Genomic DNA, 16,840 nt, shown 5'->3' with positions numbered 1-16,840 from the left:
GTGGGTCAGCTGATGGCTTTCTTGATCGCGGCGCGCGCGTCGAACAAGGCGTAGTACAGGCGGTGGAAGATCGCGCAGCTCGGGTCTTCGTGATCGTCACCGCCGTGCTCGAAGATCCCGTCGATAGTCCCGCTGTAGTTGCTGGCTATCTGCTCGCATTCGCTTGCTACCTGGGTAAGCGCCGTCAGTGCTTTCAGCAATTGCTCGCTGTTGGCGCGCTCCTCCCGGCCAATATCCCAGAATCGCTGACCCCAGTGATTCGTCGGCGGCGGGTTCGTTTTCTGAGCGCCAAAGGCGAGGGCACCGATGATTGAGTCACACAGGTCACGCTTATAGGCGTTATCACCATCGATGCTCAGGCCGCGTCGGCGTAAGGAGCTTACTACTTCATTGTCATCAAGCCCTTGATCCTTGAGAACGATGTCTTCCTCGGGTTTGCCTGGGGTATAGATCACAAGTGCGATCTTGGCTCCGGGCAGGCAGTGCTCGCTGACCTTAACGAGCGCGTCATTGGCGACTTGGTGGAAGCGCTGAAGAATTGCAGACATAGAAATACCTCGCCATGCCGGTTACGGCTGGATAGTTTTTGGAGTGGGGGTTGGGCTTGAAGCAGAAGGTTTAGCGCTTCATAAACGTCATCCAGTGCGTGTTCACACGCTTACCGGACTTATGGCCGAAGAGTGGCTGATGATCAGTGAGTGCAAGTATTTCGCTCACTTTGACCTGGGTTTCGTTCCACTTGAAAATTAACGTGCCATCGGTGGCCAACACGCGAAAGCATTCCGCAAAACCCTTCGACAAGTCGTCGCGCCAGTCATCGGTGAGCAGGCCGTACTTGGCACGCAGCCAGCTATCACGCCCGGCGCGGGTCAGGTGCGGCGGATCGAATACCACCAACTTAAATGCGCCGTCAGCGAAGGGTAGGGTGCGAAAGTCCATGATGACGTTGGGCTCTACGTTCAACACGCGGCCATCACACAGAACGTTCTGCTCGTCGCGAATATCGCCGAAGAGGGCGCGCTGGTCACTCTTGTCGAACCAAAACATTCGGCTGCCACAGCACGGGTCGAGAATTTTGGCGGCGGCGGTCATAGCGTTGCCACTCGGCGTGCCCAGCTCACGCAAGGGCCGTCTTCACTATCGAAGATCCCAAGCAAAAACCACTCATGCGCGGGTGCTGTCGGTGACCAGCCTAGGCAGTGACACGCGCCGTCGTCATACGGATGATGGCCCTCCATATCAGCTTCCATGTGCCACTGTTGCAACTCCAAGCGCTGCTCCGCAATCCACGCTTTGAATGCTGCGTAGTCCTCGTCGAAATCAGGTAAGTCAGGATGGCTCCACCATCCGTCAGCGTCGCGTACAACAGCTCACGGTTGAATCAATACAGTTTCTTCAGGCATGACTTCGTCCTCGCCGCTGCAGCGGCTAATCTATGGAATTTGGCTTTGATGTTGCGTATTTGTGGATGAGACCTAAAGTAGGCCTACTCGATGTAACTACTTGGTCAAACTGGAGTATTGTTTCGTGCAATACGAAAAACAGATGTCGTTGACGCATCGATACAGGGGTCACACTGTTTATTTGAAATTCTATTGGATGAAGCCCAACGATAGCGTTCCTGCGGCTGTACATATTGTCGATGCGAGCGATGTGTCTGGTTTCGGCATCACCGCTGCCGAATTGGGTGGGAAATGGCCTGATTATCAAAGCTCTTTAGCCGAAGCGGTAGGGGCAGCGAATAGATTCATTGATAGCCAGTTAGGTTGAATTAATTATTCGGCAAGCGACGCTCAACCGCTTCGGCTTGGCGCAATTTGCTGCATTTGGTGTGGTTGCCATGGGCGCGTGACCTGTTGCATTGGTCGCACATGACGTTCAAGTCCAGCGGCCGCATGGGAGCACCGCGCAGCCTGACTGTTCGGCGTAGGGCGGTCATGCTGCCTCCTGCTGGACATCCGGCTTTTGGATCAGCCCAAGGCGAACGCCTTCATCGCGAACAATTAAGATGTCGTCGCCATAGCCCCAAGGATTCTCGAAACCCTTATCCATGGTTGGCTGGAAATATCCATAGCGCATCGTCTTCCCGCTGAGTACGAACGCACCGATGGATCCGACCAGGCTTTTTAGGGTGCCTCCGTGCGAGAAGCCATCCCAGCGACTTTCCTTAAGAACGTTGATGCGGGCACCGGTGTAGTCGTCAAATAGCCAGACGATGTTGCGGCGAGCGTTGAGGGTTATGTACGCATCGTGCCCTGCGCCCGTGTTACGAAAGAAGCACCGGCCGCAATTAGAAATAACCCTGATGAATTCGTTCGCAGCGATGATTCGGTCTAGGCGCAGTTGTCCCATAGTTTTGTGTTCTGTAGGCATTGGGAGTCCTTGCCGGGCCATGCCCGGGAGGTAGTGAGATCGTGGAAAAAGCCCAAGAGGAATTGGATGCAGGGGCAGTGGCTCAATGTCTCAAACCAAACCGAGGCATTGCCAAATGAAGCGACTTATTGCAGACCTGATGTACCACGTCCTGACCGAGCTATTGAGTCAGTTGCTGATTCGTCTTGCTGAGTGGGCCGGGGCGGTGCCTTGGCTTTGATTTGTGCCGCTTTCGCCTGATGCTCGCCTGAGCTGGCGTGATTTGTTGAAGTGGGGTATTTGTGTTCGGCCCGGCATGGAGCCGGTAAAAGGAGTGGCAATGGCTTTCGCGTTTAGATACTCAGGTCAGAAACACAATGACGCTCTTCTTGCTCTTGGAAATATTCGAATTGGGACGCTTCACGACTTCAGAAGAATCGAGCACAAGCGAGGGATTGCAGATGCCAACGAGGGAACCAAAAGTGTTTCGCATCACATCCCTTATGCCACTGAAAAGGATGTAGGAAGTATTCACCTCGAAGCTTTGAAGCGGTTCAACGTCATTGATTTAGGTAACTCAACGGACGTGGTACTTCAAAATATTCAGATGATCCAAAGCTTTGATCATCCCGATTGCTTCGTCCATTGCGTGTCGGCCGATTATTCAAAGGGAGTCTTGGATCAATTTGAAGGTGCGGACTCCTGCGTTGAAATTGCCGATCTGGAAGGGTTCTATCAGCGCTTAACTAGCACTTTAAATTCCCACGTACCTGTACAGCTTTTAGCTATATCAATGGTTCAGTATATGCAGCGGAATGAGGATTGGAATGGACGGGACTGGGGTGTTCATCCGGCCCTGATTAAGGAGCCCGAGTTTTCTAAGCAAGTGGAAATAAGAGCGATATGGCGCCCGAAGTTTGGAGGTGGAATCTCTCCAGTCGTGATCAATGACATCGGACTGATCGAGTTTTGTAAGGCTAGAGAATTGCCTCTATGATGAGCTCCTCGCAATAGGTGAGGGCTGGTCAGGCTGTTATGCGCTCGCCTATCACTTTCGTGGTGAAGGTAACCGAGTACTCGATTGTCAGCTCGAATAAACCGTCGCAGGTATCGCACTCCATGTTCTTGTCGCCGTAGTCCTCGGTTTCAATGTGGATCACGGTGGCGCAGTGCGGGCATTTGCATTCGTCCAGATTGCGATAATCCCACTCGTCATAGTCGCTCTCGGCGACCTTGGCCAGCGCTGCTGCCTTCGCAACGGCGTCTACTGCGTCTTGGCAAGGCTTGCAGGTGAAGCCTTCAGGGTGGCCCCACGGTGTTTCCGTTAGCTTAGAGCGGTGAGTACTGCATAGGCGGCAGACGTTATGCTTGTCGCACACCGAGTAGCTGTATTTCTCACCACTTCCGTTGCACTTTGCGCAACCAGATACCCAGTACCAGGCGCCATCGATTCGCTCGGCGTACAGCCCTACTTCTGGGGGATCAAGCCGAACCTCTGGCAAACCGTTGGCATGCGGCTTGCCGTGTCGAGCTTCATTCCAGATGTTTGTTTTCCCCGAGCGCAGGCGCTGCGTCCATTCGCCGGGGATTTCCGGGATTAGGATCTTCGTGTTCTTGTCCATGAATTATCTCCAGTCAAGCGCCGCCCTCCGTGACCGGTGGTGGCAATTTTAGTACGAGTGGTATTTGATGGCAGCCTTAGTCAAAGAAGGGTAAGCCGGTGAAGCTAAAGGAGCGTGGAGCACTACTAGCAGGTATGACGTTGCTGAGCGTTTGGATTGCATTGCTCGGAACGTCACTGCTTTGGATGGTAGTTGGCATTTGCAAGTACTACGGCATGGAACTCAAAGGTGGGGATTGGGTGCAAGCAGCTGCTTCTCTGACTGGGGTTGGCGCAGCTATCTTCATTGCCAACTCTCAATTTCGTCGTGATGCGTTGGCAGAAAAGAATAAGAAAAAAGTCGCCTTGGCTGCTCTAGTTAAGATGGCGGAAGTCGCAGGCGTTGAAGTGAATCATCTCTATATGAATGCATCGCCAAACAATAGAAGCCCGATGCATTTGGAGCGGGTTAGAAGCATGGAGAGATCCTTCATGGCAGTGGACATACTCAATCTTCCGGATGCGAAAATGGTTGAATACGTCCTACAGATTCGCAGCATGCTGGAGTACTCAGCGCAGCAGATGGAACTAGCGCACAATCTGATTGATGCTCAAGCTGCTCATGCCGCCTACGAGTCTTTAATCGCAACCAGATTACTGATCAACGGCGCAGCATTGAATCTTCGAAGGCTGGTGGAATAATCTCGTCGCCCGGGTCTTTCTGGATGGCGAGAAGGCTTTTATTGCGGAATTCCCGCGCCACCTTTTCTGTAGGTTCGAAAACGTGGCGCGGCGGATTTAGCAGCGGCTGGCAATTGGCGGAACCCAGCGCATGCAGGTGATGAATCATCAGCGTCATCGCCTCGCCCTGCTCAGAAATGCCTGACCACTGCATCAGGTCGGCCAGTGCCTGTCGGGTGCCAGGGCGAACCCTGAGCCTCAATTCTTCTTCGGCATTTTCCACGCGCTTCTTGGCAGCCTTGGCCGACCGTTCCTGTACCGTTTTGGCCATGGCCTACCTCTTCTATTCCGCTAGCTGGCAATGCCAACCATGTTTGACGTTTGCGTTGCTGGATGCGGGCTATACGTCTCACACGTGGCTGCCGAAGAATGCGAACACCGTCAGCGTCAGGCTGATGCGCAGTGCCCAGTCCCGCAGGAAACGGCCGAACTGTTTCACATCGAACTGATCTTTCTTGGCTTCCAACTCGCGAGCATGAGCGGTCGCATTGTTGTGGCCGAAGCGCTCCGTGATGATCTTGCCCGTGGCGCGCTCGATCACTTCAAAGGTGTTGCTGCCAGTCGGCTTGACGATGAAGCGCGGAGCCAATGGCGGGGCGATGACGTTTGGCTTCTGGTAGAAGTCGGCAGTGGCTTGGCGTGTGCGTTCGCGCAACCCTTCGAGAATGGCGCGGCGCTGGGAGAAGGTTGGGTGCATGGTCGATCCTCGACAGGGTTACGGGTATTCGTCAGCACTCGGGGCCTGGCATATATGCCGGTGGGCGCGCAGGGGAGTGCTGACGAATAACCGCAGGATTGAAAAGCCCGGTCGAAACCGGGCTGTGAGCTGCTCTACAAACGCCGCCGTATGTAAGAGCGAAGCGTGTAAATCGTGTTAATTGCCCATGGCTGCAAATCCTCCGTTCAGGTGTGCACTGCGGGCGGTAGCGCGGCAGCGGTGTGATGCAGGTGTCCAGCGTCTGCTGGGTTGGCTTCCGCATCGGTCTGTATTCAGGTTGTAAAGTCGGAGTACAGACCGATGCGGCCTGGGGATGTGGGGCCAGGCGCTCGGGCAGTCTTCGAAAGGCTGTCGTAGCGTTGGTTGATGCGGTTTAGCCAATCAGCTCGACAGCTTCGGCGCGGCGCACTAAACGCATTTCAGCGCTGCGGCGTTCCGATGGCCTGCGATCACGGCGGGCCAATTGGTCATCTGTGGCGGTGTGCATGGCGATCAGGCCAGCCAGCAGCAGGCACAACGGGGTGATGATCTGGCGGCGCATGGCTTCGGCGACCAGCGCGCCTTGGCGGTGAACGCCAAGCTTGAACATGGCGTTGGCCAGTCGCTTAACCACGGTGCCCGGCGCAATGCCGAATACCCGGGCGATCTCTTTGGCGGTGAGCCCTTGTGCGACCGACAGAACAAATTGCAGCTCACGCGGCGCAAGGCCACGGCCGAGGTGGCCTTTCCATGCGCCGTCTACGATTGTCGATTCCATGATGTGTACTCGGTTGTTTTCCCAATGCACCCGGTTAGCCAGGTGCATCAGTGAAAGTGTCCGTTTTTAAAGAGCTCTCATTGCTGAGCCAGTCGGTCCCCGTGAGGGGGCTGGGGTCAGGTTTCCCCCTGGCCGTGGTAGCCGGTGAGTCTCCGGCTTGTTGCCGGTTTGCTCCGGCGATGGAACAAACAATACCAATGGCAATATTAATTGTAAATGCCAATGGTAATAATATTTTCGATGGGCATGAAAAAACCCGCACTTGGCGGGTTTCTATCTGGGCCGGATAAAGGCTTTCAGGTGCAACGCTTGACGCTAGCCGTTAGTCGGCTGTCCGAAAAGCGCTTCTTGCCAAGCATGTTCACCAATGATTGCTACCGGGCTCCCTGATTCGCGCAGCTCAACGGCTCTCATGATTTTTAAGCCATAACTGCTATGGCGCCATTGATCATTCCCAACACTTCCTACCACCAAGTAGTGAGTTTTTTTATTGATCCCGCTACCAATCAGCCCTCCACGTTCCTCAATAAGCGCCTGGCAGTCCTTGCGCGGCCCGTAGGCCATAACACCCGTGAAGACGAACAGACGTTCTTGCCAAACTATTTCTGGAATGGGCATGTTGAAAGGGAGGTCGTTCGGGGCGGTAAAGTTATTTTCGTTGGCTCTTTTCACGGCTTTTCCTTGGCAAAGGCTCAGGCCTGAGAAATTTTGCAGCATTGCCAAAAGCTCTCTCGACTCTTCGGCATCCAGAATTCCATCGGAAAGCATGTTTGATAGGCGGCGATAGAGGATGTTGACGACAGGGTCTTCTAAATGCAGAAGATTTTTAGCAATCCAGTCTTCAAGAAAAATGGCCTCTTTCAAGTTGACTACACCGTCCGAAACAATTCCAGCTGCCAGACCTACAAGGGCGTCGGCAGAGCGCCTATCAATGCGGTCCTCATTGAAAAAGCGACTGTTCTGAAACTCCTGATACAAGTCCACCATTTAAAGCTCCTTCTTCAATGTTGTTATTCTCGGAATCATTCAAGATTTTGCGAAGGTCTGGAGTGAAGGTCACGATCATATGAGTTTTTACACATTTGATAGTTACGTCTGCGTCCAGGTTGATGCTCAAGTCTTCCCCGCGGAGCCCCTGCCACTGAGCTAGATAGCGCAAGGAGCCGAACTTTTCGCGCTTAACCAGAGTTCGATCGCTCCCACCTTTCCAGTTCAGAGGAGGGAGCTCTCCGGCCAGTGTTTTCGAAGCCAAGTTAGGGTTCTGAATGGCAAGCTTTCGACCAATTTCCCAGGTTTTTATCAGTCCAGAATCTGGACCTTCCCAAGTCTCGTGCCAGCTCAGGTTAGACCTTACTGGCTCTGCATAGGATCGCTGAATTAGTCGGTTTGTCTGAATTGATTCAATCTGGGTCATTCAAGGGTCCATCCTGCAGATTTTTTGTTAGAGCTTCTTCACATCCCAAGCCAGTAGGACGCGAGCATGGACGTACATGCGCTCCAGTTGTTCGCCATTTAGATCAATCGGGCGGTAGATCGGATTGTCAGAAATCATTGACAAGGACTTGCCGGTGATTCGCTGCAAGCGCTTGATAAAAAGATCACCGTCGAGTGTGAAAACATAAATGGCGTCTGTTTTGATTTCAGTAATGCCGCGATCAATCAAAAGGGATGCACCATCGCTGAAAGTGCCTTCCATGCTGTCGCCGTCGCCAGTGATGATCGCCAGATTCTCGAGTTTTGAGTAGTGGACTCCCCGGCGTGCGAGCCAGTCCAAATGCACAGTAATGTCACGTATCACATCAATGTGTCCGTCTGGCGCTGTTATGCCTCGGCCCATAGACGCAGAGACATCGAGCCGGGGGATGGTCACGTACCCCTCGCTGTCGGGCTTTCTGATGAAGTCGACAGTGATTACGTTTTCTTCTTTGGCAGTCTGCGCACCGATAGCCTGGGCGATTTTGGTCATTTCTTCGGCAAGGCGCTCACTGAATGCGGAGACATCTACGCCAAGAATTTTCGCAAAGCTTGCGGCCACTGCAGCATTGAGCGGGTTAATACCGTTCAGGTAATGGCTTACGGAGCTCTGGTTCATTTCCAAAGCATGAGCAAGCTTCTCTTGGGTTAAACCAAGCTCATTTTTCTTCGCGTTAAAGATGGCCTTGAGACGCTGGCACTCTTCTTTCTTTTCGGGGGGTAGCGGCTTTTTGCTCATGGCCGAATCCTATGCCCATCGGTAATAAAGCATCAAATGCCATTGGCATTTACATTTAAAAATGCCATAGGTAATATCTCGCCATGAAAACCATGGAGAGAACTCCTGTGAAAAGAACCCACATCACTCATTTTGCTCAGGAGCTTGGGCAATGTGAGGCGGCAGCCTTACTCAAAATGACTCAAGGCGCGCTCAGCAAAGCTATACGCCGTGGCCGGGACGTATACGTCACCAAGCACGCAGATGGCTCGTACACGGCGGAGGAGGTGCGTTCATTCCCTTCGCAGAGTCCAACAAAAAACCAACCACCTGAAGCTGTCGCCGTTTGAGAAATCAAGAGGGCCAGCTTGGCGTGCCTAGCAATTATCAATCCTTCCGAACCCACTCAACAGCACCTCGGATTAGCTGTAAATCCATCCAGTTACCAAATCGCAGGCAAAAAAAAGCCGGTGGCTAGACCGGCTTCTTCACAACATATTACGGGGGCCATTATGTGCACCATTTGTTCATCGCGCAACACCGCTGACGTGATACATCGCCTTGCACCATTACTCGCCACGACTACCGCACAGGAGGCCGTGTAATGGCCCGTATACGAACCATCAAACCCGAGTTTTGGACCAGTGAACAAGTGATGGAATGCAGCCCTTTGGCGCGCCTGTTGTTCATTGGTGTCTGGAATTTCTGCGACGACGCGGGCAACCACCCAATGTCAGCCAAAACGCTTAAGGCTCTGGTATTTCCCGGTGACGACATTACCTCGGCGAAGGTAGGCGAGCTGCTCGTCGAGCTATCCACGAATGGGCTTATCGACCTCTACGAGGTGTCGGGCAAAGAGTACCTGCACGTCAACGGCTGGAAGCATCAGAAGATCGACCGGCCAACCATCAAACACCCTACATATCGACTGACTGTCGACGCTGACTCGGAGGACGCTCGACGAGCACTCGCCGAGGACTCGCATGAGCCTAGACGAGACCTCACCCCCGGAAGGGAAGGGATATATAAGGGAGAAAACCCACCCAACGCGCACGAGACGTTCGACGCTCGTGAAGTAACCGCCATGACTCTGGATTGGTTGCCTGATCCCCAAGCGCTGAAAACCTACGCCATGCACATCGGTCTTTCAGTCGATCTGTTCACCCCGGCAGTGATTGCCCTGTTCACGTGTCACTACGAGCCGAAGGGTGTGGTTAACACCCAGGCTGAGTGGGTAAGCATGTTGGTCAAGTGGGTGCAGCGTGATCAGGTCAAGTCAGCAGGCTCCAACGTCAGCCGCTTCCCGGTGCAATCGCGCACAGATCAAAACTTCGAAGACGAAACCACTGACTGGCTGACTCAGGAGGCCACCCTATGAAACACGTTTCAGTCACTGCCACCGGCCTGTGGGCCAAGGTACAAACCGGCCAGTTCATTGCTGCCGGTGAAAGAGAAAACGTCCGGCCTGCCGCGGGAGTTTCCGAAGCGACGGCCAAGGTCATCAACGGTCTTTTTCGCGAACTGCGCTCAATCTTTCCTGCGTGGAAGCAGGCGTGGCCGGACATGGCGACCTACAAAGCCGCTAAGCAGCAGTGGATGCAGGGGTTCCTCGAAGCGGGCATTTGCAGTACTGAACAACTGCGGTTTGGACTGATGCGAGCGCGTCAGGCTGCCAAGGACTTTGTGCCCAACGTGGGAGTATTTATCGATTGGTGCACGCCAACGGCGGAAATGCTGGGACTGCCGAAGCTGGTCGCTGCTCACCGCGAGGCTTGCCGCAACGCGCACCCGTCTATGGCAGGACAAGCGCAATGGTCCCATGACGCGGTGTGGCATACGGCCAAGGAGTGCGGGTTTGAAAATCTCAACCGTCTTGCTAATGACCTGAGCATCAAACTGTTTGAGCGCAATTACACGATCACTGTGCGCCGTGTGCTGGCAGGTCTGCCGTTGCAGAAAATGCCGCTGGCCTTGCCTCCGCGCACTATCGAGCGCAGCGCCCCTGAGGTTGGCAACAACGCGTTGGCGGCATTGCGAGCCATGCGTTCGGGAGGTGCAGCACATGCCTAACCCAAATCTGGCCCCGGTGGAACCGAGTGCTTATCGCTGGGCCGTTCACTGCTGCGCTCACAAGCTGGATTTGAGTGCTGGCCCTGACCGCGCCGTAGCCTTGTTTGAGCATGAAAGCGTGGCCCACACCTTTGGCCGCCTGATGTGGCCAACCACTTACGAGGTTGTCGACCGGCAGCCTCAACCGGAAGGTGCCCTGTGAACACCAAAATAAAAACCCTGACCGTGAAACTGTCCGATGCGGAGATTGGGCGCAATGCCAAGCTTGAGCACGTGCGGGATTTGCGTGATGCCGGCCATCCTGCGTTGCATTTTCGGTATGGCAAGAACCGCACCCGAGGCTCCTGGTACTTGGTCAATAAACGCCGTTGGCACCGTATCGGCGCGTTCCCGGACTTGAGCGCCAAGCAGGTGCTGGCTGCGTTGCCCTCTGTGCGCCTGCGGGTTTCGGCTGATGCTGGCTCGGCTATTTCGCAGTGGGCGACCACGGGTGAACTGCTCACCTGGTATGCCGATCGCATGGCCCGTGACCGCAATCTGTCGGCCAAGCGAAAGAATACCGGCGCCTCAGCCATGAAGTGCCATCTGCTGCCGCGCCTGGGTGATTTGCCGTTGGTTGAGGTCAACAAGGCGGCGCTCGACAAGCTGCTGATGTGGCCACTGCAAGAAACCCTTTCAATCGATTACGTGCGTCTGGCGTTCCAGTTGCTGGCTCTGGCGTTCCGGCAAGCGTTGGCGCTGGGCCTGATCACGTCCAATCCGATGGCGGGCATCAAGTTCAAGGACTTCTCCAAGGCCAAGGTGAGCATCAAGCCGTCTCGGTTGCGCGGCGTGCAGTTGCAGGACTTGCTCGGTGAGTTGAAGCAGGTGATGGGTAGCGACCCGGCTGACGCCATGCTGGCCCTGATGATGCTGTGCCACGGCACGCGCATTGGTGAGACCAGGCAAGCGCGCTGGTCGCATATCAGTCTGGCAGAGGGTGAGTGGTTCATTCCGGCTGAGCACACCAAAACCGGTGTTGAACATCACCTGCCGCTGACTGAGCAAGTCCGCAATCTGTTGATCCAGTACCGAGAAAATCAAATCGCCCGCGGCTATGACGGCCAGTACCTGTTCCCGGCGCGCAATGGCAAGGCGCTGAGCGAAGGGCAGGCCAGTGCTGTGTTCACCCGGTTGGGAAAGGGTGAGTGGACCAGTCACGACCTGCGCAAGTTGGCTCGCACGGGCTGGGCAGTTCTCGGCATCGACCATCTGATCGGTGAGCTGCTGATCAACCACGCGATGGGCCACAACGTGAAGGTGTACATCCAGTCGGACGTGATGAACCGCAAGCGTGACGCGCTGGAGAAGTGGCACGCGCATCTAGATCGGAAGGGTTTGAACCTGATCCACGGGCAGACAGGCGTTAGATTCAAAGAATCCGGTAATACGCTGGAGGCCGCTAACGGCGTGGCATGCATCACCATTCAGAAATCAACCATAGGCGAGGATTAAAAATGATGATTTTGCTTGAGAAGCGCACACGCCTCGCCGTGAATCCTGATGATGTCAGCTCAATGAGCGTCGGTACTTCGAACGGCTACGCGGTGCTTGAGGTACGAATGAAGAGTGGTGAGAAGCACAGAATCAAGGACACCGCTCATTGTTCAGATGGCGACAACATTTTTGCGCTTCACAAGCAGTTGCTGGAGGCTAAGTGATGGGGCTTTATAAAGACGTAATGGGCACCCTGGTACGTGTGCTTGCTGCAGACAACATCGACAACTCAACCAAGCAAAGCTGGCAGAAACTGATTGATGCCGAACTGCGCTCAGGTGGGCAGGGCGCTGGCATTTCGGTGCGGGACAAGTTCGACTATGACTGCTGCCTGTATGCGCTGCTGCACCGTGAATTGACCTCGGCCCACTGGGATGTGCTGGTGGCGAAGTACTCGACGCACAAGGCCAACAAGGTCGCGGCAATAGGGCGGTTAATCAGCCGGATTGCCTCACCAGCACCGCAGCTATTCATCTATAAAGCTGTGACTGCCTGGGCCATTCCGAAGCTTAAGGGCGTTCAGTCTGGTAAGCGCTCAACAGACATGATCGTGCTGCCTGCCGAGTTCTATGACATGAACACTTGGGATCTTGAAGCATCGCCTGAGCGCACTCGGAGAGACTGGAGGGCTGGTATTGGTAAGCGTCTGGAGGCACTTGAAGAAGGGGCTGTTATCCATGCCACCGAGATATTTGACGTAGAGGAAATCTTTATTGATGCCGCTTGACTGATTCGCCGACTCGCCGTAAATTAACCCCATCATGTCGATTTTGCGCGTTATGAGGATCGACCAGTAAAAGCCCTGCCATTGAGCGGGGCTTTTTGCTTTCTACAGTTCACTGAGCCCTGGCATTTGCCGGGGCTTTTTCGTTTTCGGTCCCATGCCTGTCTCTTTGCTCCAAGCGGATGACAGAGTCATGGAGGCCGGATTTATTGAGGACCGCAGATGAACACTGAGCATCAGGCTCTCGCCGATGTGCCCCTATGGCTATTGGTTTTGTTGAGCATGGCCGGTTTGTCCGGGGAAATGTTGCGAGCTTCAGGCACTGACCTGGGGCTTCGGCAGATTCTGCAACGTGTTGCTCTGCGCTTTCTTGCATCAGGTCTGCTGGGCATGGCAACGCTGCTGCTCGCGCTGGCAGTATGGAGCAATCTGTACCTGGCCGCAGGCTTGGGCATTGTCATTGCGGTGATTGGTGCCGATGTAGCAGGTGGTCTCTATACCCAGTTCTTGGCGAAGAAAGCTGGTATCGACACTCGTAATTCTTAACGTGGAGAGGACCGCATGTTCAAGCTCGAAATCGGAGTCGATGATGGCCAACTGACTAAATCAGCGATTGAGATGCAGCGTCGTCATATCCCGTTTGCACTCGTCTTAACGGCCACTCGCTTGGCCCAGCGGATCAAAAAAGGCGAGTTGGCTGTGATGCGCAAGCGTCTCGATAGGCCGACCCCGACCACGTTGAACAGTTTGTTTTTAAAAGCTGCGACCAAGGCAAAACCCGCGCGAGTGTATTTCAAGGATTCTTGGACTTCAGGGATACCAGCCGATACGTATTTACAACAGGCAGTTTTTGGCGGAGTGCGACCACATAAGCGGTTTGAGAAGTCTCTGATAGCCCAGGGCATCATGAAGTCAGGCCAGTATGCATTGCCCTCAAAGTCGTTTCTCAATCAGTACGGCAACGTATCCCGGGGCACGATGACCAAGGTCTTGTCTGGCTTGGGCGCCGCTGAAACAACCAGTGGCTTCAAGGCAAATGCTACGAATAGTAAGCGCAGCATGGCTAAGGGCAACAGGCGCTACTTCGGTGGTGTAGTGGGTGATGAGTCCGGTGTGTGGGAGCGCATGAATACCAAGTGGGGTGCCGCTGTTCGACCGGTATTTGTCTTCAGCGATGGCGCTCCTGCATATCGCACCATCTTCCCGTTCTTCAAGATCGCGGAAAATATCGCTAGAGCCCATAGAACTCAGGAGTTCAACGATGCTTTGGCTCAAACCCTGGCAACTGCTCGTCCCTGATGCGTAGCAATGGGTCCTCCTGAGGGGGTGGGGGCATGGGGGTAATTCGGGCCCCGCTCTTACGTTATGTACGAGAATTTTCAGAGGTTGGTTGTTGTTTAGTTATGGCCAATACATCAATCACACGACAGCCGTTCTGGCTAAACAAAACTCGCATGGCCGAAAGCTTGGGGATTTCCGTTCAAGCCTTTGACAAATGGGGCGTTGATGCCGTCGCGAAAGTCGGTCGAGAGTCGTTCTATGACGTGCGCTCCGTTCTCGATAACCGACTTAAGCACCAAGGTGTGAAGCAACAACCCACCGGACCTGATGGCGAAAACCTCGACCCACTCATTGAGTACCGCCTGTTGCAGGAGCGACTGCGTTTGACTGGTGCTCAGGCAGATGCACAAGAGCGGAAAAACAAGGTTCAGGATAAAGACTTGGTCCCGGTCGGTTTTATGGTTTTTGCCCTCGGTCGTTTGTCCGCCATGTTGGGCTCAACACTGGACACCATTCCCAAGAGTTTGAAGCGCAAGCACCCCGACATTGCCATTCGGCATTTGGAGGCGCTTGAGCGCGAGATTGCCGTTACGCGTAACGAGGCTGCTGGGTTATCCGAAGCCATACCGGAGATTTTGGATGACTACATCGCCACCCTGGATGAGGGCGTTGGCTGACGCCGTTCGACGGGGACTCAATGCACTGTACAAAGAGCCGCCACTGACAGCGGTGGAGTGGGCCGACACGCATTTCTATCTGTCGTCGGAGTCCTCCTACCAACAAGGCCGCTGGGTGACGGCCGCGTTTCAAGTGGCGATCCTCAACGCGATGGGCAATGACCTGATTCGGGTGTTCAACCTGCACAAGTCGGCCCGCGTGGGTTACACCAAGATGCTGATGGCCAACATCGGCTACAAGATTCAACACAAGAAACGCAACGTGTTGAGCTACTGCCCGACCGATCCCGACGCTGATGAGCTGATGAAACGGCACGTCGACACGATGATCCGCGACGTTCCGGTGTTGCTGGCCCTGGCACCGTGGTTCGGCCGCAAGCACAGCGACAACACACAAGACGCCAAGCGCTTCGATAATCAGAAGATGCTGTGGTGCCTTGGCGGTAAGGCCGCGCGCAACTACCGGGAGAAAAGCCCGGACGAGGTGATCTACGACGAGCTGTCGAAGTTCGACCACGACATTGAGGGGGAGGGCTCGCCCACCTCTTTGGGGGACAAGCGCCTTGAGGGCGCGACCTACAAGAAATCCATACGCGGCTCAACGCTGGGCATTGCCGGGCAATGCCAGATCAGCCGGGCGGCCGAGAAATCGCCGCACTACCTGCGATTCCATATCAAGCCACCGTGCTGCGGAGGTGAGCAACACCTGAAGTGGGGCGGCAAGGACGAGCCTTACGGGCTCAAGTGGCGCACCAACGAATTGGGCGAAGTCGAGAGCGCCTGGTATCTGTGCGAGCACTGCCAAGGTGGCACCTTCGAGTATCACGAGATGGTCGAGGCGTCCCAGTTCGGGCGCTACATCTGCGAGCGCACCGGCATCTGGACGCGCAACGGCATGGAATGGTTCGGTGCGGATGATCAGCCGATCCCCACGCCGCGCTCGGTCACGTTTCATATCTGGACGATTTATTCGACGTTCACCACCTGGGTGGATATTGCGGCCGAGCGGATCGAGGTCGGCAAGGACTTGGGCAAGCTCAAGACCTTTGTAAACACGACGCTGGGCGAAGTCTGGGAAGAAGACCAGACGGAAAAGGTCGACTGGGAACAGTTGCGCGACCGTCGCGAGAATTATGGTGCGCAGGTGCCGGGCCGCGCCGTGGCGCTGTTCGGTTCCATCGACTCGCAAGATGACCGCTACGAGGGCCGCGTCTGGGGGTTCGGCGCCGGTGAGGAAAGTTGGCTGGTTTACCGATTCATTCTGTACGGCGACCCGGCCAGTCAGGTGCTGCGCAAAAAGGTGGGCGTGGAGCTGCACCGCCAGTTCACCCGGGCCGATGGTCAGGTGATGGGCGTCGAGCGATGGTGCTGGGACTCCGGCGGCCACTATTCGGACGAAGTGCGGCTGGAAAGCCGCAAACATGGCGTGCATTGGGTCATTCCGATTTTCGGCGCAAGCGTCTACGGCAAGCCTATTGCCAACTTCCCGCGCAAGAAAGAAAAGAAGAGCAAGACCTACCTTACCGAGGTAGGCACCGACAACGCCAAAGAGCTGATTTACAACCGCCTCAAAATCCAGCCAGACGGCGATCAGCCGGTTCCTGGCTGCGTGCATTTCCCTGCCGACGACAACATCTGCGATGAGGCTGAGCTGAAACAGCTCACCTCGGAAAGCAAAAAGTGGGTCGTGGTCAGGGGGCGCCGGGTATTCCGCTGGGATGCCAGCAAACGGCGCAACGAGGCGCTGGACTGTTACGTGTACGCCGTCGCGGCGCTGCGTATCAGCCAGCAGCGTTTTGGTCTGGACCTTGACGAGCTTTCAAAGGGGCTGCCTCAAGTCATTGAGCGGCCACAAGCCGAGCCGATGGACGAGCCGGCCGAACTATCCGCCCCGGCTGAGCCGGAACCGGCGACCCACCAACCCCCAGCTGAGCCTGCATCTGTTGGCGGCTGGGTCGACACAGGACGAGGCGCATGGCTCTAGATCCGCAAACCATGATTGACCGCTATCTGGAGGCCGAGGTGGCCGTGCTGGACGGCAAGGAAATCACTTTCAACGGCCGCAAGCAGGTGATGGCCGACTTGCCTCAAATCCGTGCGGGCCGACTTGAGTGGGAGCGCCGTCTGGCCTCGCAGCAAACAGCACTTGCAGGGGGCCGCCCGGGGTATTCCCTCGCGGTATTTGATTGAGTC

General features: G+C 55.2%; 26 protein-coding genes. 15 read left to right on the top strand and 11 right to left on the bottom strand.

The window, feature by feature from the left end; all coding sequences use genetic code 11:
- Window positions 1-5: 5 nt before the first annotated feature.
- Window positions 6-548: a hypothetical protein gene (locus IF654_RS16010; protein WP_230683719.1), complete on the bottom strand. Its 543-nt coding sequence runs from the start codon at window positions 546-548 to the stop codon at window positions 6-8.
- A 70-nt stretch (window positions 549-618) separates the two neighbouring features.
- Complete coding sequence (locus IF654_RS16005; RefSeq protein WP_194862232.1) at window positions 619-1,092, bottom strand: class I SAM-dependent methyltransferase; 474 nt, start codon at window positions 1,090-1,092, stop codon at window positions 619-621.
- Between the two features lie 435 nt (window positions 1,093-1,527).
- On the opposite strand from IF654_RS16005, the gene IF654_RS16000 reads away from it, so the two are divergent.
- Entirely contained in the window at window positions 1,528-1,770 is a 243-nt protein-coding gene (locus IF654_RS16000) for a hypothetical protein (protein ID WP_230683718.1), read from the top strand.
- Between the two features lies 1 nt (window position 1,771).
- Here IF654_RS16000 and IF654_RS15995 read toward each other — a convergent pair whose 3' ends face one another.
- Both IF654_RS15995 and IF654_RS15990 read right to left on the bottom strand, forming a co-directional pair.
- Window positions 1,772-1,939, bottom strand: coding sequence for a hypothetical protein (locus tag IF654_RS15995; protein ID WP_194862233.1), 168 nt, complete (start codon window positions 1,937-1,939; stop codon window positions 1,772-1,774).
- Window positions 1,936-2,373, bottom strand: a complete 438-nt coding sequence (locus IF654_RS15990) for a hypothetical protein (protein ID WP_194862234.1) — start codon at window positions 2,371-2,373, stop codon at window positions 1,936-1,938. The genes IF654_RS15995 and IF654_RS15990 overlap by 4 nt, the downstream gene beginning before the upstream one ends.
- A gap of 319 nt (window positions 2,374-2,692) precedes the next feature.
- On the opposite strand from IF654_RS15990, the gene IF654_RS15985 reads away from it, so the two are divergent.
- Complete coding sequence (locus tag IF654_RS15985) at window positions 2,693-3,349, top strand: hypothetical protein (protein ID WP_194862235.1); 657 nt, start codon at window positions 2,693-2,695, stop codon at window positions 3,347-3,349.
- A 28-nt stretch (window positions 3,350-3,377) separates the two neighbouring features.
- Here IF654_RS15985 and IF654_RS15980 read toward each other — a convergent pair whose 3' ends face one another.
- Window positions 3,378-3,974: a hypothetical protein gene (locus tag IF654_RS15980; RefSeq protein WP_194862236.1), complete on the bottom strand. Its 597-nt coding sequence runs from the start codon at window positions 3,972-3,974 to the stop codon at window positions 3,378-3,380.
- Window positions 3,975-4,108: 134 nt separating this feature from the next.
- Between IF654_RS15980 and IF654_RS15975 the strand changes: the two genes are divergently transcribed.
- Window positions 4,109-4,654, top strand: a complete 546-nt coding sequence (locus IF654_RS15975; RefSeq protein ID WP_194862237.1) for a hypothetical protein — start codon at window positions 4,109-4,111, stop codon at window positions 4,652-4,654.
- Here the strand turns inward: IF654_RS15975 and IF654_RS15970 are convergent.
- The 6 genes from IF654_RS15970 to IF654_RS15945 form a co-directional block, all read right to left on the bottom strand.
- Entirely contained in the window at window positions 4,614-4,964 is a 351-nt protein-coding gene (locus IF654_RS15970) for a hypothetical protein (RefSeq protein ID WP_194862238.1), read from the bottom strand. The genes IF654_RS15975 and IF654_RS15970 overlap by 41 nt on opposite strands.
- Before the next feature lie 78 nt (window positions 4,965-5,042).
- Window positions 5,043-5,390, bottom strand: a complete 348-nt coding sequence (locus IF654_RS15965; protein WP_047276659.1) for a hypothetical protein — start codon at window positions 5,388-5,390, stop codon at window positions 5,043-5,045.
- Between the two features lie 394 nt (window positions 5,391-5,784).
- The gene (locus IF654_RS15960; protein ID WP_194862239.1) at window positions 5,785-6,168 is read right to left on the bottom strand and encodes a helix-turn-helix domain-containing protein; all 384 of its coding nucleotides are present in this window, start codon (window positions 6,166-6,168) and stop codon (window positions 5,785-5,787) included.
- 315 nt (window positions 6,169-6,483) lie between these two features.
- Window positions 6,484-7,155, bottom strand: coding sequence for a BRCT domain-containing protein (locus IF654_RS15955; protein ID WP_194862240.1), 672 nt, complete (start codon window positions 7,153-7,155; stop codon window positions 6,484-6,486).
- Window positions 7,109-7,582 carry a hypothetical protein gene (locus IF654_RS15950; protein WP_230683717.1) on the bottom strand — a complete coding sequence of 158 codons (474 nt, stop codon included), beginning with the start codon at window positions 7,580-7,582 and terminating at the stop codon, window positions 7,109-7,111. Before IF654_RS15950 ends, IF654_RS15955 begins: the two co-directional genes overlap by 47 nt.
- Before the next feature lie 27 nt (window positions 7,583-7,609).
- Entirely contained in the window at window positions 7,610-8,380 is a 771-nt protein-coding gene (locus IF654_RS15945) for an XRE family transcriptional regulator (protein ID WP_194862241.1), read from the bottom strand.
- Window positions 8,381-8,463: 83 nt separating this feature from the next.
- Between IF654_RS15945 and IF654_RS15940 the strand changes: the two genes are divergently transcribed.
- The 12 genes from IF654_RS15940 (at window position 8,464) to IF654_RS15885 (ending at window position 16,837) form a co-directional block, all read left to right on the top strand.
- Entirely contained in the window at window positions 8,464-8,709 is a 246-nt protein-coding gene (locus tag IF654_RS15940; protein WP_418889546.1) for a Cro/CI family transcriptional regulator, read from the top strand.
- 254 nt (window positions 8,710-8,963) lie between these two features.
- The gene (locus IF654_RS15935; protein WP_194862242.1) at window positions 8,964-9,737 is read left to right on the top strand and encodes a DnaT-like ssDNA-binding domain-containing protein; all 774 of its coding nucleotides are present in this window, start codon (window positions 8,964-8,966) and stop codon (window positions 9,735-9,737) included.
- Entirely contained in the window at window positions 9,734-10,429 is a 696-nt protein-coding gene (locus tag IF654_RS15930; protein ID WP_194862243.1) for a replication protein P, read from the top strand. The genes IF654_RS15935 and IF654_RS15930 overlap by 4 nt, the downstream gene beginning before the upstream one ends.
- Window positions 10,422-10,631 (top strand): hypothetical protein, encoded by a 210-nt coding sequence (locus IF654_RS15925; RefSeq protein ID WP_194862244.1) that lies wholly within the window; start codon window positions 10,422-10,424, stop codon window positions 10,629-10,631. The genes IF654_RS15930 and IF654_RS15925 overlap by 8 nt, the downstream gene beginning before the upstream one ends.
- Window positions 10,628-11,923 carry a tyrosine-type recombinase/integrase gene (locus IF654_RS15920; RefSeq protein WP_194862245.1) on the top strand — a complete coding sequence of 432 codons (1,296 nt, stop codon included), beginning with the start codon at window positions 10,628-10,630 and terminating at the stop codon, window positions 11,921-11,923. The genes IF654_RS15925 and IF654_RS15920 overlap by 4 nt, the downstream gene beginning before the upstream one ends.
- Before the next feature lie 2 nt (window positions 11,924-11,925).
- On the top strand, window positions 11,926-12,129 hold the full coding sequence (locus tag IF654_RS15915; protein ID WP_095009982.1) for a hypothetical protein: 204 nt from the start codon (window positions 11,926-11,928) through the stop codon (window positions 12,127-12,129).
- A complete protein-coding gene (locus IF654_RS15910; RefSeq protein ID WP_194862246.1) occupies window positions 12,129-12,692 on the top strand; it encodes a hypothetical protein in 564 nt (187 codons plus the stop codon). Before IF654_RS15915 ends, IF654_RS15910 begins: the two co-directional genes overlap by 1 nt.
- Window positions 12,693-12,911: 219 nt before the next feature.
- Window positions 12,912-13,235, top strand: coding sequence for a phage holin family protein (locus IF654_RS15905; protein ID WP_047295275.1), 324 nt, complete (start codon window positions 12,912-12,914; stop codon window positions 13,233-13,235).
- 15 nt (window positions 13,236-13,250) lie between these two features.
- Complete coding sequence (locus tag IF654_RS15900; RefSeq protein WP_194862247.1) at window positions 13,251-13,988, top strand: hypothetical protein; 738 nt, start codon at window positions 13,251-13,253, stop codon at window positions 13,986-13,988.
- A gap of 104 nt (window positions 13,989-14,092) precedes the next feature.
- Window positions 14,093-14,647 carry a terminase small subunit gene (locus tag IF654_RS15895; RefSeq protein ID WP_080960185.1) on the top strand — a complete coding sequence of 185 codons (555 nt, stop codon included), beginning with the start codon at window positions 14,093-14,095 and terminating at the stop codon, window positions 14,645-14,647.
- Entirely contained in the window at window positions 14,610-16,631 is a 2,022-nt protein-coding gene (locus IF654_RS15890) for a phage terminase large subunit family protein (protein ID WP_047295271.1), read from the top strand. The genes IF654_RS15895 and IF654_RS15890 overlap by 38 nt, the downstream gene beginning before the upstream one ends.
- Window positions 16,622-16,837 (top strand): hypothetical protein, encoded by a 216-nt coding sequence (locus tag IF654_RS15885; protein ID WP_047295269.1) that lies wholly within the window; start codon window positions 16,622-16,624, stop codon window positions 16,835-16,837. The genes IF654_RS15890 and IF654_RS15885 overlap by 10 nt, the downstream gene beginning before the upstream one ends.
- The last annotated feature ends 3 nt before the right edge of the window (window positions 16,838-16,840 follow it).

The sequence above is a fragment of the Pseudomonas lundensis genome (assembly GCF_015377145.2).
GTDB classification, from domain to species: Bacteria; Pseudomonadota; Gammaproteobacteria; order Pseudomonadales; family Pseudomonadaceae; genus Aquipseudomonas; species Aquipseudomonas lundensis.
This window is presented reverse-complemented; position numbering and strand designations above follow the sequence as displayed.